Here is a 26321-nt window from a genome sequence, read left to right on the forward strand (position 1 = left end):
GCAAGCCAGCTCCCACAGTTGGAGTGGGTACATCCGGGGAAGATGGGTCGGCTGACAGGCCGCTTTCGCAGGCAAGCCAGCTCCCACAGTTGGAGTGGGTACATCCGGGGAAGATGGGTCGGCTGACAGGCCGCTTTCGCAGGCAAGCAAGCTCCCACAATTGAAGCGGGTACATCCGGGGAGGATGGGTCGGCTGACAGACCGCCATCGCAGCGATGCGGCGACCCGACAAGCCCACAAAAAATCAGCGCACATCCGCTCCGCTTTTCACCACTCAACAGGCCGAGCGTTAGCTCGCCTGCAGCTGTTGATTTTGATGCACCGCCCCCTCGAGAGGCCGAGCGGAGGTTCTGCGAAGTGGGCAACCCGGCATGGATGCCGGGTTAGCCGCGCACGGCCAGGGATGGCCGATCGCGGCGGGCCCACGGAGCAGGACCGGAGCGAGGGCATGCCGAGCCTAAGCGAGGCACCGAACGAAAGGGGCAGAAGCCTTTTGGTTACTTTGGGGCTTTTCCAAAGTGACTCGCTGTAAAAGCGAAACCAATAGAAGCCGTGACCGCAGAAACGGATATGTACACCATCAAAATCGGATAACCCATGCCCCCCACCAAGTAGTCTGAAACTCCCACCCCGCTTGGGAGTATCAGCCGATGCGCAATCACTGGCGCTTAGCCATAGTGGCGACCAAAGGTCAACGGTCAGACCTCGATGACCGCATCTGCCCAGGAAAAAGTCATGACCATTGACGAACAAAACTCATTGCTGACAACGTCGATTACCGCCGCCGCCCTGAGCGTCACGGCGACCGGCGAGGACGTTTCGCTGGACGAAACGACCGGGTTGCAGAACGCCACCGCCACGCCAACCCCTGCGAGTGACGCTGACGACAACGACATTCTGGTAACGGCTCTGCCCTCGGCCTTCGCTACCCGTTTGACCGCTCTTGGAGCAGGTACCGCAACGGGTGCGGCCTTGAGTGGCTATACCGGTGCCGCGGGCAACACGGGCAGCAATGCGTTCACCCTCACCGACGCCACAAGCGGTACCGATGTCAGCTTCGTCGGCAGCGATGGCGCACCACTCAATGGCCTGGACAGCGGACTGGATACCCTCGATGGCACCAACATCCTTCTCTATACGGATACGGTGAACAACAACATCGTCGTGGGCCGAGCCGGGAGCGCAACCGGCGCGATCGTGTTCGCAGCCTATATCGAAGAAACCGGATCGCCGGTCACGGGCGGCAAGATCTGGACCGTGGAATACCAACCGCTCAAGCATCCAGGAACGACGAACGCCGATGACTCGGTCGATCTGACGGGTAAGGTCTTCATCGGAGCCAGTCAGAACCTGGAATTCAGTCTGGCCGGTGCGCCCTCCGGTCAGAACCTCTTCCTGATGTTCACGAAAGCGGACCCGGCCACTGAAACGGTCAATGGTGTTGTGCGGATCACCGATCCTGCCGTCATTGCCACCGGCAAGGATCCGGCGAATCAGTCAACTGGCGTCAATATAACCACTGGCGACACGATCAATACCAGCCAGGCAGGTGGGCCGACCACCTTCGGCACCAACAACCAGATGATTACGGAACAGGAAGGCATCCGTTTTTCGTTCGTCACGGGTGCCAGGCAGAATGTGACCATTCCCAACCTGGATCAGAACGAAGCCGATGTTGAAGCCAACATCGACTACACCGGCGTGGTCAATGTGAAGACAGTCAGTTTCGACGTCGTGCAGTTGCAAAGCGGCAAGAGCGCTGTCGTAAAAATCAGCGCATTCAGCACCGCTGTTGAATCTGGCACGCAATTCATCGACGGATATACGAATGATACGAAGGTTGACATCGTCAGCGTTCGCGTCCTCAACAGCGCCGGGACGGTGCTCGAGAATTCAGCCGGACCGGAGAATGATCTGACCATTGGCATCACCTTTACTAATGGGGTTGCAACAATCACCGGTATTAAAGCCGGCTACCTGATCGAATACACCACAACGTTGGATCACAACCGCGTGCTCATCGAGAATGGGGCGGCCCTCAATGCCAAGGGCAATGAGCACGCCGATTTTGATATCGATGGCCTCCACCTGCACCAAGCCTCTATTACGAGCACCGAAATCGGCTCCAAGATGATCTTCGACGACGATGGACCGGCGGCGACCGGGACCGCCGTGACGGGAACCGTTGACGAGGATGGCCTGGCCAATGGCATTGCCGGCGGTACAGACGATGTGGCTGGCGAGGCGACCACGGCCAGCGGCAGCGTGACCGGCATCTTCCAGTCCGGTGTCGACACGCCGCTGAGCTTTGCCTTGTCGAGTGATACCAGCGGCTTGCCGGCGCTGAGCTCGGGCGGAGTGGCGCTGGTGTACAGCGTCGCGGGCAACACGCTCACCGCCAAGGCCGGCGCAACCGACGTATTCACCTTCAGCCTCACCGCAGCGGGGGCCTACACCTTCACCCTGCTCAAGCCGCTGGATCACCCGGCAGGCAACAACGAGAACGACATCACCCTCAACCTGGGCTCGCTGCTCCAGGCCACCGACAAGGACGGTGACACGGTGACGGCCGCTGCCGAAAAACTGGTCATCACCGTCGACGACGACACGCCGACGGCGACCGGCACCGCCGTGACGGGAACCGTCGACGAGGACGGCCTGGCCAATGGCATTGCCGGTGGTACGGGCGACGTGGCTGGCGAGGCGACCACGGCCGGCGGCAGCGTGACCGGCATCTTCCAGTCCGGCGCCGACACGCCGCTGAGCTATGCCTTGTCGAGCGACACCAGCGGCTTGCCGGCGCTGAGCTCGGGCGGGGTGGCGCTGGTGTACAGCGTCACGGGCGACACACTCACCGCCAAGGCCGGCGCTACCGACGTGTTCACCTTCAGCCTTACCGCAGCGGGTGTGTACAGCTTCACGCTGCTCAAGCCGCTGGATCACGCGGCAGGCAACGACGAGAACGACATCACCCTCAACCTGGGCACGCTGCTGCAAGCCACCGACAAGGACGGCGACACGGTGACGGCTGCGGCCGAAAAACTGGTCATCACCGTCGACGACGACACGCCGACGGCGACCGGGACCGCCGTGACGGGAACCGTCGACGAGGACGGCCTGGACAATGGCATTGCCGGTGGTGTGGGCGACGTGACTGGTGAGGCGACCACCGCTGGCGGCAGCGTGACCGGCATCTTCCAGTCCGGCGCTGACACGCCGCTGAGCTATGCCTTGTCGAGTAACACCAGCGGTTTGCCAGCGCTGAGCTCGGCCGGGGTGGCGCTGGTGTACAGCGTCGCAGGCAACACGCTCACCGCCAAGGCCGGCGCTACCGACGTGTTCACCTTCAGCCTCACCGCAGCGGGTGTGTACAGCTTCACGCTGCTCAAGCCGCTGGATCACGCGGCAGGCGACAACGAGAACGACATCACCCTCAACCTGGGCACGCTGCTGCAGGCCACCGACAAGGACGGCGACACGGTGACGGCCGCGGCCGATAAACTGGTCATCACCGTCGACGACGATACACCCGTTATAGGGACAGCCCCTGTGCAGGATGTCGATCCTACTTTGGGTGCGACGTTATGGACCTTCTCGGGTGACTTCGCCTACTCGATAGGTGCGGACAAGCGCGGGCCGACCTACTCTTCGGCAGCGGACAGTGATTTTGCCGAACTCGCCCTCTCTGGTTCGGCGAACGATGTTGCGATCGTTGATCCAACGGTCACCTGGGGTTCAGAGAATCTCGACGCTGCCACGTTTAACGTGTCGTTCAAATACGATCACGATCGGAGTGCTGCCACCACGCCTGAACTGGTGGAAGGCACGCTGGTGTTTGACAAAGTCAATGACACCTATACCTTCGAGATGGACGCGCTGCAAACGACGCAAGACGTCACGCTGGGCGAAGGCACTGGATACGAAACGTATGACGTGGGTGGTACGAGCCCTTCCAGTGGCCCATCACCTGTGGCCACTGGGAGGCTTGGGGAAGGTTTCTTCATCCAGATCACGGGCTTCGAGGCACCACTTAGTGCCGGCGGCAATACAGTTGTGATGGCGGGTGAGCTTGTGAGCGGCACGCAGGCTTCTGTAACCTTGTCCAGCACTGCTCTGGGCGTCTCCGGAAATACGATCCAGGCAGGTGAAGCGGCCAACATCAATTTCTTCCAGACTGATCCGAAAGGAAATCTGGGCGCGAACAATTTTAGTTACGCGACCGATTTCTTTATCAAGTTCGATGGATACGAGACTGAAAGCGATGATCTTTTGCTTATAGTCAGTCTTGCTGATGCAAATGATTCTTCCATCACTACAACACGTGCCATCTACGTCGACCAAGGCGATGTGTACGAGAACGATACGGTCAACACCGATCTTGTTGGAACCAAGTACGAGGCCCTTATCCTCAACGACCCAGCCGATCCGAACGACCCGTTCCTGGACAATAATGATGCTCTATTGATTGTTGAAAGCAATGATTTCAACATTCAGACCGGTGATAACTGGCTCATCAAGGGTATTCAGATTCTTTCGAATGATGCTGGCCTTACGGGCAGCGCGATAAATCTGAATCGCGATGTCGGTGCCGATGGCGCAAGCAGCACTTCCGCACAGCCGGTCAGTGGTCTCGTCGGGCCTGGAAACACGATTGCGGAGGATACGAGTACGAATCCGCTGAAGATCATCGATGCTGGTTTCTCCACCACCACGACTACACCAGCTACCCTTGATCTAGAGCTGGATTTCAAAGTCGTCGATAGAGATAGCGATTTCACCGATGTCCAGACGATTGATATCGAAAATCCTGTCGTGGTCGAACTGGTGGGATTAACTAACTTGGCACCGGTAGACCTCGTCTGATCCCTTGATGTGCATGACCTCTTCAGGAGGTTCTTATTGGAAAACCCCGCTGCCCACAAGGCAGCGGGGTTTTTCCATTTACGGTCTCCTTCCGGGTATTCAATGTCGGTGGCCAAACGGAATCGAGTCCTCAATACCCTCTGACCAGGGCTTATGGTTTATCCATGCCCATCCACCACTCATCGCGCCATGCCTTCGCGCCCTCATCCCCTTTCCCCTCCCAAGTAGGCTGAAACTCCCACCCCGCTTGGGAGTATCGGCCGATGCGCAATCCCCGGCGCTTATCCATAGTGACGGCCGAAGGTCAACGGTCAGGCCTCGATGACCGCAACTGTTCGGGAGAAAAATCATGGCTATTGAAATCACCGGCGAGGACGCTGTGCTGGACGAGACACCCGGCTTGCAGAACGCCACCGCCACGCCCACCCCTGCGGGAGACGCTGACGACAACGACATTCTGGTAGCATCCCTGCCCGCTTCCTTCGCTACCCGTTTGATCGCACTAGGGGCGGGTACCGCAACGGGTGCGGCGTTGAGTGGCTATACCGGTGCCGCGGGCAACACGGGCAGCAATGCGTTCACCCTCACCGACACGACCGGCATTACCGATATCAGCTTCGTCGACAGCGCTGGCGCACCGCTCAATGGCGTGGACAGCGGACTGGATACCCTCGATGGCACCAGCATCCTTCTGTATACAGACACGAACAACAACATCCTTGTGGGCCGAGCCGGGAGCGCTACCGGCGCGATCGTGTTCGCTGCCTATATCGAAGAAACCGGATCACCGGTCACGGGTGGCAAGATCTGGACCGTGGAGTACCAACCGCTCAAGCATCCAGATGCTACGAACGCCGATGATTCGCTCAATCTGCTGGATAAAGTATTCGTCGGAACCAGTCAGGACCTGGAGTTCAGTCTGGCCAATGCGCCCTCCGGTCAAAACCTCTTCCTGATGTTCACGACGGTGAACCCGGCCACTGAAACGGTCGATGGTGTCGTGCGGATCACGGATCCCGCCATCATCGCCACCGGCAAGAACCCCGCAGACCAGTCAACTGGCGTCAATATCAACACCGGCGACACGATCAATACCAGCCAGGCGGGTGGACCGACCACTTTTGGCACCAACAGCCAGATGATTACGGAACAGGAAGGCATTCGTTATTCGTTCGTCACCGGTGCCAGGCAGGATGTGACCATTCCCAACCTGGATCAGACCGAAGCAGATGTTGAGTCCAACATCGACTTTACCGGCGTCGTCAATGCGAAGACGGCCAATTTCGACGTCGTGCAGTTGCAAAGCGGCAAGAGCGCTGTGGTAAAAATCAGCGCATTCAGCACCACTGCTGAACCTGGCGTGAATTTCATCAACGGTTATACGAACGATACGCCGGTGGCCATCACCAATGTGCTCGTTACCAACATCAGCACCGGGCAGGTGATTGAGAACTCAAACGGATCGGTGAATGATCCGGCCATTACCATCACCATTACTGACGGGGTTGCAACCATCACCGGCGTTTTGGCTGGCTACCAGGTTCAATACACCACAACGGCGGATCACAACCGCGTACTCATTGAGAATGGAGCGGCCCTCGACGCCAGGGGCAATACTCACGCCGATTTTGACATCGGTGGTTTCACACTGCTCCAAACGGCTGTTACGACCGCCGAAATCGGTTCCAAGATCATCTTCGAAGATGACGGCCCGGCACTCGCCTTTGGCAACCTGATCGGGACCGGTAGTGTCCTGCCGCAAACGGGGTTCTGGACTCAGTCGGCCGGCGCCGACGGGTTGAATGCGGCCGGTCTGGATATCTCGGTGAATAGCCAGTTCACCCTCGTCAGGCCAAACAACACGACCACGACCGGGACCGCCACGCTCACCGAGCTGGCGCTCTCGCCAGACGGTAATGGCGCGTACCAATTCGTAGGGACCTTGACCGGCGATTTCGACAACAACGCCGACACGGCGGATACCACCGTCGACTACACGCTGACCGCCTTTGACGATGGCAGCTATGCACTAGATCTGGTGCAAGGCTTCAGTTCGACAGTCGTACTCAGCACTGCCGATGGTTCGCTCAATGCCGGCGGCCCGGACCCCGTGCGCACATTGTTGATTCCGAAGCAGGATCCGCCGACTATTCCTTCGCCATCCGAGGAGGTTGTGTTCTTTTCCGCGAAAACAACTGCGTCGACTTCGGACATCCTGGCCGGTATCGGGCTCGGGGCACCCGACCCCACCGAAGCCGAGCTACAGACCAACCCCCTGCCCTCGTACATCGACCCGAGGGCCATGAACGTCAGCACGTCCGGCATCGGCGTCGCCAATAACCTGCTTCAGGGAGACAACCTGGCGGCAATCGGCGCCACCGATGAGAGTTTCGTCGTCAACCCGGAGACCCTGCTGACGGCCATGAGGGTCTTCATCGACAACTCTGTAGCGGGTTACAACACAGCGACCGAGGACCTGTACTACAGGATCTACTACGAGGACGGCACGACTTCGAACCTGATCGAGGTGAATACCCTGACTCCAGAGCCCCGTGGACAGGTGTCCTTTCTCATTGAGCAGGAGGGCACGACACTGATCGACGCTGTTCAGCTCACGATGGGCCGAGGCGAGATCAAAATCCCGGTGATCCAGTTCATTCAGGAGACCGAAAGCCTGGCCAGCGACATCCAGTTGACGTTCAACGCGACGGTGACGGACAGAGATGGGGATTCGGCGACGAGTACGTTCGACGCCAACTTGTTCGCCAACGACTTGGCCGGCGACTTCGACTACACGCTGGTGGGCACGGGCGGTGAACGTGATGCCTTCAACGTCGATTTGTCATTCACCGAGAACCTGTACCAGGTCACCGGCTTCGATGCGGACGCAAATCTGCGAGACACCTTGGTACTCAACGGCGACCAGAGCGCTACTGTCCAGATCGACAACAGCGGCACAGACAGCATCGTGTCGGTTACCGAAACGGGCGGAGACGTGACGACTATCACCTTGGTCGGGGTCGATCTTCTGACCAGCGACATTGTTCTTGGCAGCGTCTGAGGAACGCGCATAAAAGGATGCGAGGGTGGTGTAAACCACCCTCGCATTGTTTGGTCAGTTCCAATATTAGATCCGCACGATCACATCAACCCCCGGCACCCAGCGGCAGACGCGCCAAAGGCTGTCAGAGCGTCTTGTTCCGACGTGAAACCAAATCCAGTTCCACCCACGTCGACTCGGGTGGTTTTTCGTTGTTGGTGAGCCCGTGCTTCAGCGCATACATCAGCAAGTCGATGCGGTTGATGAGATTAAGCTTTTGATAGATGTTGCTGAGATGGTTGTGCACGGTGTGCTCGCTGATCCCCAGGCGCCCGGCGATACTCATGTATTTGGCGGACGGGTCCCCCACAATGGCGCGAATCAGTTCCCTCTCGCGCAGCGTCAGCCGAGCCTGTTTTGCCTGCTCCAGATTGCATTTCAAATGTATATTCCCGGTCGCGGCATAGCCGGAAAGTCCGCCGGCCCAGGCTCTATCCAATCCGGTGTCACGGTGATGGACCGTGATGATGGCCTGGATGATCGATTCCGTCGGGTCTTCCGCCAGCACAATGCCGCGTGCGCCCGCCTCTATTGCCTGGGCAACGGGGACGGCTTCGTACAATCCCTTGAGCACCAGCACTTTCATCTCGGCGCTGCGAGTGAGTCCGGCAACGACCTCCAGCGGGTTCAACGCATCCGGAAAGAAACTGAAAAAAATCACATTGGGTCGCAACTGATCGGCTAGATCCAGCGCATTGGTATAAGTGGTGGCCTGGCCGCTCACTTCCATCTGAGGCTTTTTGGCATTGATCAAATCTTGAAGGCCCATGAGAACGAGGGGACGACAATCGATCAGCATCACGCGAATGGGTTTTCTATGGGTCGTCATTACTGTCCTGACTCCCTTGAAAAATGAACTCTGACCTCCCTCCCTTGGCCTTCCTGAATCAGCAGCTCGCTCACCTGCCCTCCGTGATCGAAGGACAGATGCGAACGCCGACAGGCCTGAACGGTGCCTGCCCGGAGATTCACCTTTGGGGACACTTCCACTGGCTTCACAGGCAGGGGTTGCGGACATTTCCAAAAGCCGGGCAATGCCATCGAGGAAACATAAATAGGAATAATCATCAATAACTTGCGCATGATGATGTGGCTCCCTCGAGCTGCTCAACTGAGTCTAGGCCAGCTCAGCGCGCCATCTGCCCGCCCATCCGCCAGTCGTCGATTCAAGCCTTATGCGGGTCGCCCGGCAGATGTCGCAATAACCCCTCTGCCCTCGAAAATCAAGGTCTTAGGCTCGTCGGGGTGATCTGCGAACAAGGTCTGATTGCGATCAAAATCGTCAATTAACCGACGAGTGGTTTGTGCACGGGCGTAATTTCAATACTGACGTCAATTTCTCGGCAAAACGTGCCTCGCCGGGCCATACGAATGCACCCAGTCTGCTCGGATTGGCGTCCAGTGGTAACGAGGATACATAGTCGGTATGCGAGCAGGATCAGGGGGATGTGAAGTTTTGGCTAGAGCTGCCGGGGCTCAACCAGCCATTAACGCTTTCGACACTTTCGGCGGGCAGCTTTCCCGCCCAGCGATTGAGCGTGAGGACATTAGTGACGAACTCGTATTGCGTCTTGAGCAGGTCACGACGAGCCCGAAATTCGTTGCGTACGCTGGTCAGGACATCGACGGCATTGACCATTCCGTAATCGAGCGCTTTTTCTGCCGCCACTCTGGACAGCTGTGCCGAGGTCAGGGCATTGCGGCTCGCACTGATCTTTTCTCCGCTGGAATTGGCGGTCAGGTAAGCGCTGGTGATCTCTTTGACCACCCGGCGCCGGATCGCTTCCAGTTCCTGCTCGGCGGTAATCTGATCCTGGTAAAGCCCACGGACCCGCGCCGAGGTCGAACCGCCGCTGTACAGCGGCACTTGCACGCCAATGCCGGCGACATAACTGTCGGTGCGCGGTGCCAGGGCATTGTTGTAGCCCTCGTTGGTCTGCTGCGCGCTCAGCGTAAGGCTCAGGGTCGGATAGTGCCCGCCCTTGCCGCTGCGCAACGCAGCGCCCGCTGCTTCGACACCGCTCTCGTTGGCCTTGAGCGCCGGGTTTAGCGCTATACCCTCGCGCACCCAAGTGTCCAGACTCTGCGCCGAAACCCGTAGTTGCACGTCATCGCGAATCCGGTTGAGCCTCTCCTTGACCGGACGGCCGACGATCTCTGCCAGTGCCTCGCGACTGATACTGGCCTGGTTGCGGGCATCCAGTTCCTGCGCCGCCAGCAAATCGACCCGGGCCTTGAGGTCGAGCTGATCAGTAATCAATGCCAGCTGCTTTTCGTACAACGCATTGACTCGGTCCAGACTCTTTTGCGTGGTTCGACGCTCTGCCTTCACCAACTCCAGTTCATCTTCGGCCGCCAACGCGGTGAAGTAACGCTCTGCCAAGTCCATTGTGGCCTCGGCCTGGGCATTTAGCGCTTGCGATTCGGACTGCCTGGCCAGGCTTTTGAATTTTTGGTAGTTATCCCAAGCGGCCTTGTTGTAGAGGTACTGACGCAGCACCAGGCTGTAGTTTTCGCTATCGTAACTGTGCTGTACCAGGTCGCTCTCCTGATGAATCCGATTCGTCCCGGCGTTCAGCGATACCTGCGGGAACAGCGCACCCATGGCCTCGCGCTGATGTTCCTTACCCGCCTGCGCTTGCGCATAGGAGGCCAAAACCCGCGGATCTTCCAGCCGTGACTCACGATACAACTGCATGAGGTCGGTGGAAAACGTCGAGGCATTGACCCCGGTCGGCGTTGTCGCAATGGCTTGCGCCAGGGCGGCACCCGCTGCCAGCATGAACACACCGCCCAGCAGAACTGCCGACCCGCTCATGGTTATTCCTCGATCATCGATTGAGCCATGGCATCGCGGGCCGGCTGCATCAAGTACTGCAACAGCGTGCGTTCCCCGGTGATGATCAATACGTCCGCCGGCATCCCCGGCAACAACTTGCGCTCACCCAAGGTGCGCGCACCCTCCTCGGTTACCCGCACCCGCGCCAGGTAATAGGCCGTCCCGGTCTTTTCGTTGGTCAGCCGGTCAGCCGATACACTGCTGACCTCGCCTTCGATCACCGGTGTGGTCGAGCTGTTGAACGCGCCGAAACGGATATCGGCGCGCTTGCCGATGGCGATACGATCGATATCCACCGGTGCCACCTGGGCCTCTATGACCAGTTCGGAAACCGATGGAACGATGTCCAGCAGCGGCGTCGCCGGGCTCACCACACCACCAATGGTGTGCACAGTCATGCCAATCACCATGCCCGCGTCGGGTGCGCGGATGACGATACGACTGAGCCGGTCTTCCAGGGAGGAGGTTTTTTCTTGCAGGTCGTACATCCTGGTCTGAACCTCGGCCAGTTGCTTGGCGACCTCGGTAGTGAAATCCTTGTCGACTTGCAGAATCTGCAGCTGTGTTTCGTTGATCTGCAGACGAGTCTTGTTAATCGCGGAACGGTGATCAGCCACCTCCGACCTGAGCATCCCCAGCTTGCGTTCCTGCTCGAGCAGACGTTGTTTATCAACGAACCCTTGCTTGAGCAGGTCGGTCAATTCATTGATTTCACCGCTGTAGGATTTCTCCAGATGAGCCTTGGCACCGATCATCGCCTCCAGTCCCTTGATCTGTTGACTCAACTGACCAATGCGCTCGCGCAGCACCGCTATCTGGCCCAGCCGTGATCCCCGTTGCGCGTTGAATACCTGGGTCTCGCCCTGACGCGCTTCGACACCTCGCAGACTGTCGGGGTCGGTTATATCGCCAAAGCTGATCGCCGACTGTGTGTCGCGCTCGGCTCTGAGTCTTGCCTCCATGGCTTGGGTCGCGACCAGTTGGCCTCGGGTCATTTCGTATTCGAAGCGCAACTGGGCATCATCAAGAATGATCAGCGGGTCATCACGCTTGACGATGTCGCCGTCATGGACCAGTACCGCTTTGACAATGCCCCCTTCAAGATGCTGGACCGTTTTGCGGTAAGCCTGCACGGTGACCACTCCCGGCGCATAAGCGGCACCGTCCAGGGGCGCAAGCGCCGCCCAAGTGCCGAACAGGCCGAAGATCACCCCTACAATGCACACGCCCAAGCGGCGTACTTTACGATCAGATGTCGGCAGGCCGGCGAAGCTTTCAATTTGACGATTGGGCATCGTAGGGTTCATCGGCATCGCCCCTGCTGGTTTTGACCGAAGCCATGCTGGCGCCTGCCGACATGGCGTGCTTTTGTGCCTGCTGTCTCTGCGCGTTGAGTTCGGCGAGCACCTGCTCGCGTGGCCCGTAGAGACTGATAACCCCTGCGTTCATCACCATGAGCCGGTCAAGTTGCGACACGATGTTGGTTCGGTGGGTTATGACAAACAGCGTCGCGCCGCTCTGCTTGATCTGCTGGATGGCTGCCACCAAGGCGCGATCACCAACTTCGTCAAGATTGGAATTGGGCTCGTCGAGAATAATCAGTCGCGGGCTGCCATACAGGGCACGGGCCAGTCCGATGCGCTGGCGCTGCCCTCCCGACAGCGTGAGGCCCTCGCTGCCAATGACAGTGTCGTAGCCATCGGGCAACTGCAAAATCATTTCGTGAACGCCAGCGGTCCTGGCAGCCAGAATGACCTTGGCCGAGTCGACCTCGGTGAAGCGGGCAATGTTCTCGCTGATGCTGCCTTCGAATAGCTCGATGTCCTGGGGCAAATAACCTATATACGGCCCAAGTTCATGTTTGTCCCACGCGCTGATGTCTGCGCCATCGAGCCGGACCACCCCATGCAGCGGCGCCCATACCCCCATCAGTGCCCTGGCCAGGGTCGACTTGCCCGCGGCACTGGGACCGATGATGCCGACAACGCAGCCGGCCGGTACGCTGAAACTTATGTTGTTGATGATCGGGGTTCTCGAACCAGGTGCCGCGACGATCAAATTCTCCACCTGCACGTGCCCCTGAGGCGCAGGCAATGACATACGCTCGGGCTGAGCCTGTTGTTTGTCGAGGATGTCGTTCAGACGGCCATACTGCGAGCGAGCTGCAATGAAGCCCCTCCAACTGCCGATGATCAGATCGATAGGGGCCAATGCGCGCCCGAGCAGCACAGCCCCGGCAAACACCAGGCCTGCCCCCACCTGATGGTCCACGGCCAGGTACGCCCCCAGGCCAAGGATCAGTGATTGCACCAGAATCCGAAAGGTCCTGGAAAGCGTGCTGACGATGGCACCTCTGTCGCTGGCCTGGGCCTGTAGCAGCAGAACGTTTCGTTGACGAAGCCCCCAACGGTCCATCAGGGTTTCAAGCATGCCCATGGATTCGATGACTTCGGCGTTGCGCAGGTTCTTCGTGGTGTAGAGCGTCGCGCCGATATGTTCCTTGTTGGCCTGGGCCAGCGCCGGCCCTGTCAGCTTCTCATTGATAAATGCGAGCAATAACAACAACAGCGCACTGCCCGTCGCCACCCAGCCAAACCAGGGATGAAACATGAACATCACAGCGATATAGATAGGCAACCAGGGCGCATCGAAAAAGGCGAACAAACCGTTACCGGAGAGAAACTGTCTCAATCCCGTCAAGTCGTTGAGCGACTGGGCCGAAGCATCCATGCCACCACTGTCCAGAGCCCGTTTGAAACTGGCCTTATAGACCTGGCGACTGAGCAACACATCCAGTCGGGTACTGACGCGAACCATGATGCGCGAACGGATCCATTCCAGGGAGCCGAGCGTGATGATCAGCCCGGTCATGATCAGCGTCAGCATGGCCAGGGTTGTCAGGCTTCCGCTGGCCATCACTCGCCCATACACCTGAAGCATATAAAAGGTAGGCACGAGCATGAGCGCATTGATGAAAAAGCTGAAAAAACCAACAGAAATAAAGCTGTCTTTACAGGCTTTCAATGCATTTTTCAGGCTGTTTTCAGGTGTACTTCGCATTGAAACCCCTGCTCGCAAAAACATCTTCTGGAGCTTAGATCATGCCGAACGCGTGTGGGGAACCATTGGCCGGATTGCTTCAGGCAATGGGTATTATCCGACAGCGACCCGGTGGTGAAGAGCGCAAGATACCGGCGATTTCGAGGCCAAGAGGCTCTACGACGTGCTCACATATCCATCCGCGACGCCAACGAGCTTCTACCAGTCAAGGGACAGGGCTCATTCAGAACCCTCCTGAAACCGCGCCCGATACCGCCCCGGGCTCTCCCCCGTCCACTTCTTGAACGCCCGATGGAACGCACTCGGCTCCTGAAACCCCAACTGTTCGGCAATATCGCTGATGCTCGCCTTGCTCTGGCGCAGCCGTTCAAACGCCACCGCGCGCCGCACTTCATCCTTGATTTCCTGATACGAACAGCCTTCACGTCCCAGTTTGCGGCGAAAGGTGCTGGGGCTCAGGTGCTGTTCCAGGGCAAAGGCCTGCAAGGTCGGCCATTCGCTGTAATGGCTGTGGCGCAGGCGCTGATGAACCTGCGACGCCAGCCCATGCTGGTTGCGAAAGCGGATCACCAGCCATTGCGGCGCGGTGCGCAAAAACACTTTCAGCGAGGCAAGGTCTTGAATCACCGGCAGCCGCAGGTAGTCACTGGCGAACTCGATTTCGGTGCGTTCGGTGCCGAAGGTCAGGTTGGGTCCCCAGAGCAAGGCATCATCACGCAGCGACAAACGCTGATGACGAAAGTCTGCACGATCGATCGGAATGCGCCGCCCGCCCAGCCAGCACAGCAGACTGATCATCAGCACCAGAAACGTTTCTTCACCCAACCGGCTGACCTCGTTGTTCTGCGCACAGGTCTGCAAGCTGATGACCGCACGCTTGCCACGCACACTCAACGTGCCGCGAAAATCACGCAGGAACAGGGCGAAATTGGCCAGGCACTGCCGCATGGCTTTTTCCAGCGTCGGCTCCTGAATCAATGCCCGACAGATCAAGGCAAAACTGCCCGGTGGCATTCCATGGGAGTCCAACCGGAAAAATTCGTCGTTCAACTCACGAATCTGCACCAGCCACAACGCGGCGAACGCCGTGGCCGGCACCCGTGCCGTCGGCTGATCGATCAGTGCCGGATCAATTCCCACTTGTTCGAGTACTGCCCGCAGACGCTGCGGTTCCTCACGTAACGCATGGATCATGGGGTACATGAAGTAAACCGCCACCGAATCCGTTTCCCGCATTGAATGCCTCTCTCGTCACATCTGAACATGGCAAAAAACGCCATCACCCTTGAACAGTTTTGGCATAGGCCCGTAGCGCTGCTGATTCTAGACTCGTGCCCAACAAAAAAGACCTATTCAGAGAGCCAACATGAACCATTCCGATATTTTTGTAGTGAGCGCCGTCCGTTCTGCCATCGGCAGCTTTGGCGGTTCACTCAAGGATGTGCCGCCTATTCAGTTGGCAACCGACGTTTGCCGCGCCGCTATCGAACGATCAGGCCTGGCCCCCGAGCACATCGGTCATGCGGTGATGGGCCATGTGATCCCGACCGAGGCACGTGATGCCTACATCTCCCGGGTCGTAGCGATCAATGCCGGCCTGACGAAAGAGACTCCTGCCTTCAACGTCAACCGTCTTTGTGGTTCGGGTTTGCAGGCGATTGTCAGTGCCGCGCAAAGTTTGATGCTGGGGGATGCGGGCGCTGCGCTGGCAGGCGGCGTCGAGTCCATGAGCCGTGGCGCATACTTGTTGCCGCAGGCGCGCTGGGGCGCACGCATGGGCGACATGCAGGCCATCGACTACATGCTCGGGGTACTGCAAGACCCATTTGCCGGTTTCCACATGGGTATCACCGCTGAAAATATCGCCGAGCACTATGGCATCACGCGTCAGACCCAGGATGAATTGGCGCTGCTCAGCCAGCAGCGTGCTGCGCGGGCGATTGCCGAAGGGCGTTTTGCCGGGCAAATCGTGCCGATCGAAATTGCGACCCGCAAAGGGACGGTTTCGTTTGCCACGGATGAGCATGTACGGGCTGAGGTCAATGCCGAGCAATTGAGCCGCATGAAACCCGCCTTCAAAAAGGACGGTAGTGTCACCGCCGGCAACGCATCCGGCCTCAATGATGGTGCCGGCGCACTGATCATGGCCACGGGTCAAACTGTTCAGGAACAAAACCTCAAGCCTATGGCCCGACTGGTGGGTTATGCCCACGCTGGCGTTGAACCTTCGATGATGGGGCTGGGGCCGATTCCCGCCACTCGCCTGGTGCTCAAGCGCGCCGGTCTGACCGTTGCCGACCTTGATGTGATCGAGTCCAACGAAGCCTTTGCCGCCCAGGCCTGTGCCGTCGCGCAAGAACTGGGTTTCGATCCGCAGAAGGTCAACCCCAACGGTTCGGGTATCTCGCTGGGCCACCCGGTGGGCGCCACTGGCGCGATCATCGCCACCAAAGCCATTCACGAACTGCATCGCTGCCAAGGCCGTTATGCCCTGGCGACCATGTGCATCGGCGGCGGCCAAGGCATCGCCGTGTTATTCGAGCGGGTTTGATAAGGACGTGCGCATGAATCTTCAGAACATTGGCGTCATCGGCGCCGGCACCATGGGCAATGGCATCGCGCAAGTCTGCGCACTGGCCGGCCTCAACGTGACCTTGATCGACATCAGCGAAAGTGCCTTGCAAAAGGCAATCGCGACCGTCGATAAAAACCTCGATCGGCAGGTCGCCAAAAACACGCTGACGCACGAGCAAAAGCTTGCTGCCCTCGACAAGATTCGCACCAGTACCGATTACAGCAGCCTGCAAAACGTGCAAATGGTGATCGAAGCCGCCACCGAAAACCTCGACCTGAAATTGCGCGTATTGCAACAAATCGCCGCGCAGGTCAGCGCCGACTGTGTGATCGCCTCGAACACGTCATCGCTGTCCATTACTCAACTCGCTGCCAGCGTCAGCCAGCCTGAGCGCTTCATCGGTCTGCACTTTTTCAACCCGGTGCCGGTGATGGGCCTGATCGAAGTGATTCGTGGCCTGCAAACCAGCGATGCCACCCACGCCCTGGCGCTGGACATGGCGACCACACTCGGCAAAACCGCAATCACCGCGGGCAACCGTCCGGGGTTCGTGGTGAACCGGATTCTGGTGCCGATGATCAATGAAGCGATCCTGGTGTTCCAGGAAGGCCTGGCCAGCGCCGAAGACATCGACGCCGGCATGCGCCTGGGCTGCAACCAGCCGATTGGCCCGCTGGCGTTGGCGGACCTGATCGGCCTGGACACCGTGCTGGCCATCCTTGAAGCCTTCTACGACGGCTTCAACGACAGCAAATACCGCCCCGCTCCACTGCTCAAGGAAATGGTCGCCGCCGGCTACCTGGGACGCAAAACGGGGCGCGGCTTCCATGCCTATGCCTGAGCGTTGCTCACGCTTCGCCGAATACCGGGACAAGGTACTGGAGCTCTTTGCCAGCAAGGGTTTCGGTCAAGTTGGCATGCGTGAGCTCGCGACGTGCCTGGGGCTCGCCCCGGGCTCGTTGTATCACCATTTCCCCAGCAAGCAGCACTTGCTGCTCGACCTGATCGAGGAGTTCTACGAAGAGCTGCTGGCCACTCTGGGGCGCATCGAAAAAACGGCCCCGACAAAACGCGACAGACTTAACCAATTGATCCGCGCGCACCTGAATCTGCATCAGGAAATGCCCTGGCATTTCCGTCTGGTGGAGCGCGACAGTGGCTGCCTGAATGAAGAGCAGCAGGAACGCGTTCGGCAACTGCGCGAGCAGTACGAACGCAAGTTGCTGCTGATACTCGGCGTCCGCCTCCGACTCAGTGAACAGGGCCTGTTGGCCGCCGGTCATGCCATTGCCGCCTTGCTCAACAGCGCGCCCAGTTGGCTGACGCACTATCCGCTGGATGAACAAGAGCGCGATAACCTGATGGAAAACATGCTGAGTGGCGCCATCGAGCGATTGCTGGCGCCAAGACGCACACAGGAGGCGATAAGCCTCGCACCGCCTCTAGAAAGGCGTTAACCGCCGCGCCACGGCTGGCGCACTGATACGATCGCAAGCAGCTTTACGCTGATAGGGCTGCTATGCACTTTCCGCCGACACCGCACGCTGCGGCTGCCCATGCTGGCGCGCGGTCACAAGGCCGATAAAGGAAATCACCAGCGCCAGGCCGATGGTCGAAGACACTTCCATACGGTGCTCGGGCGTCACCATCATCAACGCCAACGCTGCGCAGATGAAGGCAATAACCAACCAGGTGAGCCAGGGAAACAACCACATCTTGAAGGTCAGCGGGACGTTCTGCCGACGCAGAATCTTGCGCATGCGCAGTTGCGACACTGCGATAACCAGGTACACCACCAAGGCAATGGCGCCGGAGCTGGCGAGCAGAAACTGGAACAGTCCGGCGGGCATGAAGTAGCTGAACAAGGTCACACCGGCACCCAGTACGGTGCTGGCGATCACCGCAGCCCTCGGCACGCCAGCCGACGACGTTACCTTCAGCGGCTTCGGTGCATCACCTCGCTTGCCCAGCGAGAACAACATGCGCGAGGAAATATAGATCGACGAGTTCATGCAGCTGGCCACGGCAATCAACACCACCATATCGACCAGCAACTTGGCATGGGGAATGTTCATCAGCTCCAGTGCCCGCTGGTAAGAGCCCACAGACGCCAGCAACGGATCATTCCAGGGCACCACGGAAATGACCACGAAAATGGACAGCAGGTAGAACACCCCGATACGCCAGATCACCGAGCGTGTGGCTTTGGCGATGTTCTGCGCAGGGTTGCTGGATTCGGCCGCAGCAATGGTCACGGCTTCTGTACCGATGAAGCTGAACATGATGGTGATGAATGCCCCTACAACCGCTGACAAGCCGTTGGGCGCAAAACCGCCATGTTCCTCCATGAGTCGACTCAACCCGCTGGCTTCGCGCTCTGGAATCCACCCCATCAACACCGCAAAACCAAGGCCGATAAAACCGATGATCGCCACGACCTTGGCCATCGCGAACCAGAATTCGAACTCACCGTATTTGGACACACTGAACAGGTTAGTCACGACCAACAGAATGATCGACACCAATGCAAACAACCAGGTATCGATCTGCGGGAACCATTGATTCAATACATGCCCGGCCGCGAGCGCTTCGATGGGTATCACCAGCACCCAGAACCACCAATAGAGCCAGCCGATGGTGAAGCCTGCCCAACGCCCGATTGCCTGGTCGGCATAGGTAGAGAAAGATCCGGTGTCCGGGTTGGCAACAGCCATTTCGCCCAGCATGCGCATGACCAGAACGACCAGCAGGCCGGAAAACAGATAAGCCAGCAATACCGCCGGACCCGCCGCAGCGATGGCATGTCCGGAGCCGACAAACAAACCGGCGCCGATAATCCCCGCGATAGAAAGCATTGTGACGTGACGCGGCTTGAAACCCTGCGCCAACTGACCGTTCGACTCTTTGGAGTTCAGGCTATTCATTGTTTTTTTGTTCTCTGGTGATCGACGTTAGTGCGTACTGACTGAGGGTCAGGCGATCATCATTTCTCCCTGTTGCCGCGTCCGAACGCGGCGCACCTCAAACGCTCCCGGGTTTCTAAATCAGGCATCACGGCTGCACACGCCATGAAGTGACGCGCCACCTTACGCGTCTTGTCTTGAAAGCCAGTAGCCCGAATGCGCCACTGACGAGTCTGATTTCGACACGCGTTGCGCGTATCGCCTCTGGTGAAATATCGTCCGATAACTAGCGCAAACTTGCCGCTACGTGACGACGTCACTCACGCCCGGCTCTCCATTCGCGCGCCAACAGCACTTGTCCTATCCTTTCATCCACCCAACAACTCGGGACATCGAAATGCCTGCCCCCGAATCCACGCTCCTCCAGAGCTGGCACTACAACGCCCAATCCTGGATCAAGGCTATCCGCACCGGCGCCATCGAAAGCCGCCTCAAGGTCACCGACCAGGCAATCCTGCTGGCGGTACTGGGCCGCCAACCCGAGCGTGTGCTCGACCTGGGCTGCGGCGAGGGTTGGCTGTTGCGGGCGCTGGCTGAGCGGGCCATAGAGGCGGTCGGTGTGGATGGCGATGCGACGCTGGTCGAAGCGGCGCGGGCGGAGGGCTCTTCGCGGGTGCATTTGGCGAGCTATGAAGAGTTGGTGGAGGCGAAGATGGACATCGGCAGCAACTACGACCTGATCTGCGCCAACTTCGCCCTGTTGCACCAGAACATCATCCCTCTGCTCGCCGCCATGAACGCCCTGCTCGCCCCTGACGGCGCGCTGGTGATCCAGACGCTGCATCCATGGACCGCGGCGGCTGGCGACTATCAGGATGGTTGGCGGGAAGAGACCTTCATTGGGTTCCAGGGGCAGTGGCAGCCCATGCCGTGGTACTTCCGAACGTTGTCCAGTTGGCTCAATGCACTGGACATGGCCGGGTTTCGGCTGGCCAGCCTGCAGGAGCCACAACACCCGCAAAGTCCTGTACCGCAGTCGTTGCTGTTGGTGGCTGAGCAACAGGATGATTGTGATTAACCCGGGGCAAGCCCTAATGCCAGTCAGTTAAGGGCACATCGGACCTGTAGGAGCCAGGCTTGCCGGAATGCCAGTCAGTTAAGGCGGAATCTGTAGGAGCGAGGCTTGCCGTAATGCCTGTCAGTTAAGGCGGAATCTGTAGGAGCGAGGCTTGCCCGCGAAGAACGATGACGCGTAATACCTGAAAAACCGCGGTGCATTCTTCGCGGGCAAGCCTCGCTCCTACAGAAATTTCGCTTAACTGACCGGCAAGCCTGGCTCCTACAGAAAGGCAAGGGCAAGCCCAGCAAATAACGCACAAACAAAAACGCCGCTCAAAGAGCGGCGTTTTTGCGTTTGGAGCGAAATACAAGTTTCACCTGTATTCTGCGCGCCTCAGGCGTTTCAGCTCCAGGGACGGTCTCCATTCTCGTCCTTGATGCGGGTCGGCAGGCCCATCACATCCAGTGCCTTGAGGAACGGCTCGGCTGGCAGCTCCTCGACGTTGGCCATGCGCTGCACATCCCATTCGCCACGGGCGACCAGCAGGGCTGCCGCCACCGGTGGCACGCCAGCAGTATAGGAAATACCCTGGCTGTCGGTTTCTGCGTAAGCCTCTTCGTGGTCGGCCACGTTGTAGATGAACACTTCGCGCGGCTGGCCATCCTTGGTGCCTTTGACCAGGTCGCCGATGCAGGTCTTGCCCGTGTAGCCAGGCGCCAGCGAGCTCGGATCAGGGAGCACGGCCTTGACCACTTTCAGTGGCACGACTTCCAGGCCTTCAGCGGTTTTGACCGGTTGCTCGGAGAGCAGGCCGAGGTTCTTGAGTACGGTGAACACATTGATGTAGTGCTCGCCAAAGCTCATCCAGAAACGCACGTTGGGCACGCCGAGGTTCTTCGACAGGGAGTGCACTTCATCGTGGCCGGTCAGGTACAGGTTCTGGGCCCCTACGACCGGCAGGTCGTCGGTGCGTTTGACTTCGAACATGGTGTTGCTGGTCCACTGACTGTTCTGCCAGCTCCACACCTGCCCGGTGAATTCGCGGAAGTTGATTTCCGGATCGAAATTGGTGGCGAAATATTTGCCGTGGGAACCGGCATTGACGTCGAGTATATCGATCGAATCAATGTGGTCGAAATACTGTTGTTGCGCCAACGCTGCATAGGCGTTGACCACACCCGGGTCGAAGCCCACACCGAGGATCGCGGTGATGTTCTTCTCTTTGCATTCCTCGAGGTGCTTCCACTCGTAGTTGCCATACCAGGGCGGCGTCTCGCAGATTTTGCCCGGTTCTTCGTGAATGGCGGTGTCCAGGTAGGCCACGCCGGTATCGATGCAGGCACGCAGCACCGACATGTTGAGGAAGGCAGAACCGACGTTGATGACGATCTGCGATCCGGTCTCGCGGATCAGCGCCTTGGTCGCCTCGACATCCAGAGCGTTGAGCGAGAAGGCTTTGATGTCAGCGGGCTCTTTGAGGCTGCCCTTGGCCTTGACGCTGTCGATGATGGCCTGGCATTTGGAGATGTTGCGCGACGCGATAGCAATACGACCGAGTTCATCGTTGTGCTGCGCGCACTTGTGGGCCACCACCTTGGCGACACCTCCTGCACCAATGATAAGTACGTTCTTCTTCAATTTTTCTCTCTCTCCTTCTCTGCCAGCTTACGAAAGGCTGGACATGTAGTCGTTGTAACCAAACTCACGAACCACCTCGACACTACCATCGAGTTGTTTCACTACGATGGACGGCATCTTCAGGCCGTTGAACCAGTTCTTCTTGACCATGGTGTAACCCGCTGCGTCGATGAACGACAGCCGATCGCCGATGGCCAGAGGACGATCAAATTGATACTCACCGAAAATGTCGCCGGCCAGGCAGGATTTGCCACAAACCATGTAGGTGTGTTCGCCTTCGCTGGGCGCCAGCTTGGCATTCAGGCGATAGATCAGCAGATCGAGCATGTGCGCCTCGATGGAGCTGTCCACTACGGCCAGGTGTTTGCCGTTGTAGAGGGTGTCGAGCACGGTGACTTCCAGCGACGCGCTCTGAGTGATGGCGGCTTCGCCCGGCTCCAGGTAGACCTGCACGCCGTATTTCTGCGAAAAGGCCTTGAGCCGCGCGCAGAATTCGTCGATCGCATAGCCTTCACCGGTGAAGTGAATGCCGCCGCCCAGGCTGACCCACTCGACCTTGTGCAGCAGATGGCCGAAGCGCTCTTCGATGGTGCACAGCATCTGGTCGAACAGGCCGAAGTCGGCGTTCTCGCAGTTGTTGTGGAACATGAAGCCCGAGATCTGCTTGATGACCTGCTCGATCTTCACCGGATCCCACTCGCCCAGACGGCTGAACGGCCGCGCCGGATCGGCTAGCAGGTAATCCGAGCTGCTCACCTGCGGATTGACCCGCAGACCGCGCACCTTGCCTGCTGAAGCTTCAGTGTAGCGCTGCAACTGGCCGATGGAGTTGAAGATGATCTTGTCGCAGTTGTCGAGCATCTCCTCGATCTCGTCGTCGGCCCAGGCCACGCTGTAGGCGTGGGTCTCGCCAGCGAACTTCTGTCGACCGAGCTTGAGCTCGTAGAGCGACGACGAGGTAGTGCCGTCCATGTATTGCTGCATCAGATCGAACACCGACCAGGTGGCGAAGCACTTGAGTGCCAGCAGGGCTTTCGCCCCGGACTGTTCGCGCACATAAGCGATCTTCTGCATGTTCGCCAGCAGCTTTTGTTTGTCGATGAGGTAGTACGGCGTCTTGATCATTTCGAGGCCTCCGGCAAGGCCAGCCAAAAAAAGGATGCGCATTGTGCCTTCACTGGCCACATATCGAAAGAGCAGAGAGCGCAGTTCGCTGAGACGTCCTTAATTGGATCCAGAAGCCGGCGACAGTGCGGCGGCGCCCGTTCAAACCCGCTAATGGATCCATTGAAAAGTGACACAAGGATTAAATTTGACATTTATGGCGACAATCTACATTAATGGATCCATAACAACAAACAGCCTTGGAGAATCTCCATGTACCCCAAGAACACCTGGTATGTCGCCTGCACGCCCGATGAAATCGCCGACAAGCCGCTAGGCCGTCAGATCTGTGGTGAAAAGATGGTTTTTTACCGCGGGCACGAAGGCAAGGTGGTAGCTGTCGAGGACTTCTGCCCCCATCGCGGCGCACCGCTGTCTTTGGGCTATGTGGAAAACGGCAATCTGGTGTGCGGCTATCACGGCCTGGTGATGGGCTGCGACGGCAAGACTGTGGAAATGCCCGGGCAGCGGGTTCGCGGCTTTCCGTGCAACAAGGCATTCGCCGTGGTCGAGCGTTACGGATTTATCTGGGTCTGGCCCGGCGATCAGGCGTTAACCGACCCGGCGCTGATCCATCACCTGGAATGGGCGGTCAGCGATGAATGGGCCTACGGCGGTGGCCTGTTCCACATCCAGTGCGACTATCGCCTGATGATCGACAACCTGATGGACCTGACTCACGAAACCTACGTTCACGCGTCCAGCATCGGCCAGAAGGAAATCGACGAAGCTCCGCCGGTGACCACGGTCGACGGCGACGAGGTAGTCACCGCCCGCCACATGGAAAACATCATGGCCCCGCCCTTCTGGCGCATGGCTCTGCGCGGCAATAACCTGGCCGACGATGTGCCCGTGGATCGCTGGCAGATCTGCCGCTTCACCCCGCCCAGTCATGTGCTGATCGAAGTCGGTGTGGCCCATGCCGGCAAAGGCGGTTATCACGCCCCCCAACAGTTCAAGGCCTCGAGCATCGTCGTCGATTTCATCACGCCGCAAACCGACACCTCGATCTGGTACTTCTGGGGCATGGCGCGCAATTTCAACCCGCAGGATGAAGCCTTGACCGCGAGTATTCGCGAGGGTCAGGGCAAGATTTTCAGCGAAGACCTGGAGATGCTCGAACGCCAGCAACAGAATCTGCTCAGCCATCCCCAACGCAACTTGCTCAAGCTCAATATCGACGCTGGCGGCGTGCAGTCGCGCCGTGTTCTGGAGCGCCTTATCGCCCGGGAACAAACGCCGCAGGAGTCAATGGCATGATCGAAGTGCTGGTGGTATCGCGCAACAACGAAGCCCAGGACATCTGCAGCTACGAGCTGGCCAGTGTCGATGATCGACCGCTACCGACCTTCAGCGCCGGCGCCCATATCGATGTGCACCTGCCCGGCGGCTTGATCCGGCAATACTCCCTGTGCAACCACCCCGAGGAACGCCATCGCTACCTGATCGGCGTGCTCAACGACCCGACCTCTCGCGGCGGTTCGCTGGCCATGCACGAGCAGATCCACCCCGGCACGCGGCTGTCTATCGGTGAGCCGCGCAACCTGTTTCCGTTGGCCCATGAAGCCAGGCGCAGCCTGCTCTTTGCCGGCGGTATCGGCATTACCCCAATCCTCTGCATGGCCGAGCGCCTGGCCCACAGTGGCGCGGATTTCGAGCTGCACTACTGCGCCCGTTCTCGAGAGCGCGCGGCCTTTGTCGAACGCCTGCAACACTCGCCATTTGCCGACCGGGTATTCCTGCATTTCGATCAGGAACCCGAGACTGCGCTGGACGCGGCCAAGGTCCTGGCCACGCCACTCAATGACGTTCATTTATATGTGTGTGGCCCCGGCGGTTTTATGCAGCATGTGCTGGACACGGCCAAGGCCGAGGGTTGGCAGGAAGACTGCCTGCATCGCGAGTACTTCGCCGCGGCACCGGTCGACAGCAGCAACGATGGCAGTTTTTCAGTCAAGGTCGGCAGCACCGGCCAAGTCTTCGAGATCCCGGCAGACAGGTCCGTGGTGCAGGTTCTGGAAAGCCATGGCATCGAGATTGCCATGTCTTGCGAGCAAGGGATTTGCGGCACCTGCCTGACGCGGGTGCTGGAGGGTGTGCCGGAACATCGCGACCTGTTCCTCACCGAGGATGAACAAGCCCTCAACGACCAGTTCACCCCCTGCTGCTCGCGTTCGAAAACGCCGCTGCTGGTGCTGGATATCTGAAGGGCATCACTCCGAGCGGAGAATCACCTTCATCCGCTCTTCGGCCGTCGCCGAGCCGAATATCTCGGCATAACGCAACGTGGCGTTGGCGTGCTCGCGCATGATCGCTTCGGCACGTGCGCCCTGGCGGTTGACCAAAGCATCGAACACCGAATGGTGTTGCATATGGGCATAGTTGAAACGCCGATATTCCCGGACCATGTCGTTGCGGTCCACTGCCAGGGCTGTCACCGACGCAAACGGCAGGTGGTCATTGCGCGCCAGGGCGTCGGCGATGGCCGGGTTGTGGCTGCCTTCGACAATCACTTCGTGAAAACGCATGTTGAGGTCGTGGTAGACCTCCAGGTCCTCGATGGTCACAAACCCCTTGTCGAACAGCTGATCACCTTGCATCAGGCACTGTTCAAGGGTCGCCCGGGCCTCGTCCGATAGCCCGCGCTCGGCGGTCTGGCGCGCCGCCAGGCCTTCGAGTACACCCCGCACTTCAACCGCACCGGCAATGTCATCGGGGCTGACCGAACGCACCTGAAACCCGCGCCCGCCAAAGCGCACCAGCAAGCCTTCCTGCTCCAGCGTGCGGAACGCCATGCGCACCGGCATTCGCGAAACACCGAACAATTGCGCCGTGGGAATTTCCATCAAGCGCTCGCCAGCCGCCAGCTCGCCCGAGGCGATCATCTTGCGCAACGCGACCAGCACCGTTTGACCGGGCTTACTCATCCAGGCAACTTCCAGAAAAGGTGGGTCACCATAGTAACGCAAGGTTTGAGCTAACTGCAGGGCGCTCTTTGCGGATTTGTCAGGTCGCTCAAACAGCAAAAGATCGCAGCCTTCGGCAGCTCCTACATGGAGCGTGTTCACCCCGATTATCGGGATTCACCACGCACCCCGTAGGAGCTGCCGAAGGCTGCG

The 26321-nt window shown here is 58.8% G+C and carries 19 protein-coding genes; 9 read left to right on the forward strand and 10 right to left on the reverse strand.

Features of this window, described 5'->3' with window-relative positions; translation table 11 throughout:
- The first annotated feature begins 735 nt into the window (after nt 1–735).
- Entirely contained in the window at nt 736–4863 is a 4128-nt protein-coding gene (locus NHU87_RS08515; RefSeq protein WP_253547398.1) for a T1SS-143 repeat domain-containing protein, read from the forward strand.
- 349 nt (nt 4864–5212) lie between these two features.
- Nucleotides 5213–7924 (forward strand): beta strand repeat-containing protein, encoded by a 2712-nt coding sequence (locus NHU87_RS08520; RefSeq protein WP_253547400.1) that lies wholly within the window; start codon nt 5213–5215, stop codon nt 7922–7924.
- A 124-nt stretch (nt 7925–8048) separates the two neighbouring features.
- On the opposite strand, the gene NHU87_RS08525 is transcribed toward NHU87_RS08520, so the two are convergent.
- From NHU87_RS08525 to NHU87_RS08545, 5 genes are all read right to left on the reverse strand, one after another.
- Nucleotides 8049–8792, reverse strand: a complete 744-nt coding sequence (locus NHU87_RS08525) for a response regulator transcription factor (protein WP_253547401.1) — start codon at nt 8790–8792, stop codon at nt 8049–8051.
- Nucleotides 8792–9046, reverse strand: a complete 255-nt coding sequence (locus tag NHU87_RS08530; protein ID WP_253547403.1) for a hypothetical protein — start codon at nt 9044–9046, stop codon at nt 8792–8794. The genes NHU87_RS08525 and NHU87_RS08530 overlap by 1 nt, the downstream gene beginning before the upstream one ends.
- 355 nt (nt 9047–9401) lie before the next feature.
- Nucleotides 9402–10781, reverse strand: a complete 1380-nt coding sequence (locus tag NHU87_RS08535; RefSeq protein WP_253547405.1) for a TolC family outer membrane protein — start codon at nt 10779–10781, stop codon at nt 9402–9404.
- Between the two features lie 2 nt (nt 10782–10783).
- Complete coding sequence (locus NHU87_RS08540; RefSeq protein WP_253547407.1) at nt 10784–12097, reverse strand: HlyD family type I secretion periplasmic adaptor subunit; 1314 nt, start codon at nt 12095–12097, stop codon at nt 10784–10786.
- Nucleotides 12078–13862 (reverse strand): type I secretion system permease/ATPase, encoded by a 1785-nt coding sequence (locus tag NHU87_RS08545; RefSeq protein ID WP_253547409.1) that lies wholly within the window; start codon nt 13860–13862, stop codon nt 12078–12080. Before NHU87_RS08545 ends, NHU87_RS08540 begins: the two co-directional genes overlap by 20 nt.
- Here NHU87_RS08545 and NHU87_RS08550 point away from each other — a divergent pair.
- A complete protein-coding gene (locus NHU87_RS08550) occupies nt 13762–13980 on the forward strand; it encodes a hypothetical protein (RefSeq protein WP_253548076.1) in 219 nt (72 codons plus the stop codon). The two genes, NHU87_RS08545 and NHU87_RS08550, sit on opposite strands and share 101 nt — an antisense overlap.
- Before the next feature lie 101 nt (nt 13981–14081).
- Here the strand turns inward: NHU87_RS08550 and NHU87_RS08555 are convergent, their stop codons facing one another.
- Nucleotides 14082–15098 carry an AraC family transcriptional regulator gene (locus NHU87_RS08555; protein ID WP_253547411.1) on the reverse strand — a complete coding sequence of 339 codons (1017 nt, stop codon included), beginning with the start codon at nt 15096–15098 and terminating at the stop codon, nt 14082–14084.
- 130 nt (nt 15099–15228) lie between these two features.
- Between NHU87_RS08555 and NHU87_RS08560 the strand changes: the two genes are divergently transcribed.
- From NHU87_RS08560 to NHU87_RS08570, 3 genes are read left to right on the forward strand one after another with little or no spacing between them, the layout of a single operon-like run.
- The gene (locus tag NHU87_RS08560) at nt 15229–16413 is read left to right on the forward strand and encodes an acetyl-CoA C-acyltransferase family protein (RefSeq protein WP_253547413.1); all 1185 of its coding nucleotides are present in this window, start codon (nt 15229–15231) and stop codon (nt 16411–16413) included.
- A gap of 13 nt (nt 16414–16426) precedes the next feature.
- A complete protein-coding gene (locus NHU87_RS08565) occupies nt 16427–17278 on the forward strand; it encodes a 3-hydroxybutyryl-CoA dehydrogenase (RefSeq protein ID WP_253547415.1) in 852 nt (283 codons plus the stop codon).
- Nucleotides 17265–17894 carry a TetR/AcrR family transcriptional regulator gene (locus NHU87_RS08570; RefSeq protein WP_253547417.1) on the forward strand — a complete coding sequence of 210 codons (630 nt, stop codon included), beginning with the start codon at nt 17265–17267 and terminating at the stop codon, nt 17892–17894. The genes NHU87_RS08565 and NHU87_RS08570 overlap by 14 nt, the downstream gene beginning before the upstream one ends.
- Before the next feature lie 60 nt (nt 17895–17954).
- Here NHU87_RS08570 and gabP read toward each other — a convergent pair whose 3' ends face one another.
- Nucleotides 17955–19361, reverse strand: a complete 1407-nt coding sequence (gene gabP, locus NHU87_RS08575) for a GABA permease (RefSeq protein WP_253547419.1) — start codon at nt 19359–19361, stop codon at nt 17955–17957.
- Nucleotides 19362–19737: 376 nt separating this feature from the next.
- Between gabP and NHU87_RS08580 the strand changes: the two genes are divergently transcribed.
- Nucleotides 19738–20418 (forward strand): class I SAM-dependent methyltransferase, encoded by a 681-nt coding sequence (locus tag NHU87_RS08580; protein WP_253547421.1) that lies wholly within the window; start codon nt 19738–19740, stop codon nt 20416–20418.
- A gap of 384 nt (nt 20419–20802) precedes the next feature.
- Here the strand turns inward: NHU87_RS08580 and NHU87_RS08585 are convergent, their stop codons facing one another.
- The gene (locus NHU87_RS08585) at nt 20803–22038 is read right to left on the reverse strand and encodes a saccharopine dehydrogenase family protein (protein ID WP_253547423.1); all 1236 of its coding nucleotides are present in this window, start codon (nt 22036–22038) and stop codon (nt 20803–20805) included.
- A 27-nt stretch (nt 22039–22065) separates the two neighbouring features.
- The gene (nspC, locus tag NHU87_RS08590; RefSeq protein WP_253547425.1) at nt 22066–23163 is read right to left on the reverse strand and encodes a carboxynorspermidine decarboxylase; all 1098 of its coding nucleotides are present in this window, start codon (nt 23161–23163) and stop codon (nt 22066–22068) included.
- Between the two features lie 252 nt (nt 23164–23415).
- Here nspC and NHU87_RS08595 point away from each other — a divergent pair, with 252 nt between their 5' ends.
- A complete protein-coding gene (locus tag NHU87_RS08595; protein ID WP_253547427.1) occupies nt 23416–24462 on the forward strand; it encodes an aromatic ring-hydroxylating oxygenase subunit alpha in 1047 nt (348 codons plus the stop codon).
- Nucleotides 24459–25409, forward strand: a complete 951-nt coding sequence (locus NHU87_RS08600; protein WP_253547429.1) for a PDR/VanB family oxidoreductase — start codon at nt 24459–24461, stop codon at nt 25407–25409. Before NHU87_RS08595 ends, NHU87_RS08600 begins: the two co-directional genes overlap by 4 nt.
- A 6-nt stretch (nt 25410–25415) precedes the next feature.
- Here NHU87_RS08600 and NHU87_RS08605 read toward each other — a convergent pair whose 3' ends face one another.
- Entirely contained in the window at nt 25416–26129 is a 714-nt protein-coding gene (locus tag NHU87_RS08605) for a GntR family transcriptional regulator (protein WP_038983134.1), read from the reverse strand.
- Nucleotides 26130–26321: the final 192 nt, after the last annotated feature.

The sequence above is a fragment of the Pseudomonas mandelii genome (assembly GCF_024138395.1).
Lineage (GTDB): Bacteria > Pseudomonadota > Gammaproteobacteria > Pseudomonadales > Pseudomonadaceae > Aquipseudomonas > Aquipseudomonas mandelii_E.

Bases quoted from the DNA above. Each gene is read 5' to 3' on its own strand.
- NHU87_RS08515 (WP_253547398.1), top strand. From the start codon at position 736: ATGACCATTGACGAACAAAACTCATTGCTGACAACGTCGATTACCGCC.
- NHU87_RS08520 (WP_253547400.1), top strand. From the start codon at position 5,213: ATGGCTATTGAAATCACCGGCGAGGACGCTGTGCTGGACGAGACACCC.
- NHU87_RS08525 (WP_253547401.1), bottom strand. From the start codon at position 8,792: ATGACGACCCATAGAAAACCCATTCGCGTGATGCTGATCGATTGTCGT.
- NHU87_RS08530 (WP_253547403.1), bottom strand. From the start codon at position 9,046: ATGCGCAAGTTATTGATGATTATTCCTATTTATGTTTCCTCGATGGCA.
- NHU87_RS08535 (WP_253547405.1), bottom strand. From the start codon at position 10,781: ATGAGCGGGTCGGCAGTTCTGCTGGGCGGTGTGTTCATGCTGGCAGCG.
- NHU87_RS08540 (WP_253547407.1), bottom strand. From the start codon at position 12,097: ATGCCCAATCGTCAAATTGAAAGCTTCGCCGGCCTGCCGACATCTGAT.
- NHU87_RS08550 (WP_253548076.1), top strand. From the start codon at position 13,762: ATGAGCGCATTGATGAAAAAGCTGAAAAAACCAACAGAAATAAAGCTG.
- NHU87_RS08545 (WP_253547409.1), bottom strand. From the start codon at position 13,862: ATGCGAAGTACACCTGAAAACAGCCTGAAAAATGCATTGAAAGCCTGT.
- NHU87_RS08555 (WP_253547411.1), bottom strand. From the start codon at position 15,098: ATGCGGGAAACGGATTCGGTGGCGGTTTACTTCATGTACCCCATGATC.
- NHU87_RS08560 (WP_253547413.1), top strand. From the start codon at position 15,229: ATGAACCATTCCGATATTTTTGTAGTGAGCGCCGTCCGTTCTGCCATC.
- NHU87_RS08565 (WP_253547415.1), top strand. From the start codon at position 16,427: ATGAATCTTCAGAACATTGGCGTCATCGGCGCCGGCACCATGGGCAAT.
- NHU87_RS08570 (WP_253547417.1), top strand. From the start codon at position 17,265: ATGCCTATGCCTGAGCGTTGCTCACGCTTCGCCGAATACCGGGACAAG.
- gabP (WP_253547419.1), bottom strand. From the start codon at position 19,361: ATGAATAGCCTGAACTCCAAAGAGTCGAACGGTCAGTTGGCGCAGGGT.
- NHU87_RS08580 (WP_253547421.1), top strand. From the start codon at position 19,738: ATGCCTGCCCCCGAATCCACGCTCCTCCAGAGCTGGCACTACAACGCC.
- nspC (WP_253547425.1), bottom strand. From the start codon at position 23,163: ATGATCAAGACGCCGTACTACCTCATCGACAAACAAAAGCTGCTGGCG.
- NHU87_RS08595 (WP_253547427.1), top strand. From the start codon at position 23,416: ATGTACCCCAAGAACACCTGGTATGTCGCCTGCACGCCCGATGAAATC.
- NHU87_RS08600 (WP_253547429.1), top strand. From the start codon at position 24,459: ATGATCGAAGTGCTGGTGGTATCGCGCAACAACGAAGCCCAGGACATC.
- NHU87_RS08605 (WP_038983134.1), bottom strand. From the start codon at position 26,129: ATGAGTAAGCCCGGTCAAACGGTGCTGGTCGCGTTGCGCAAGATGATC.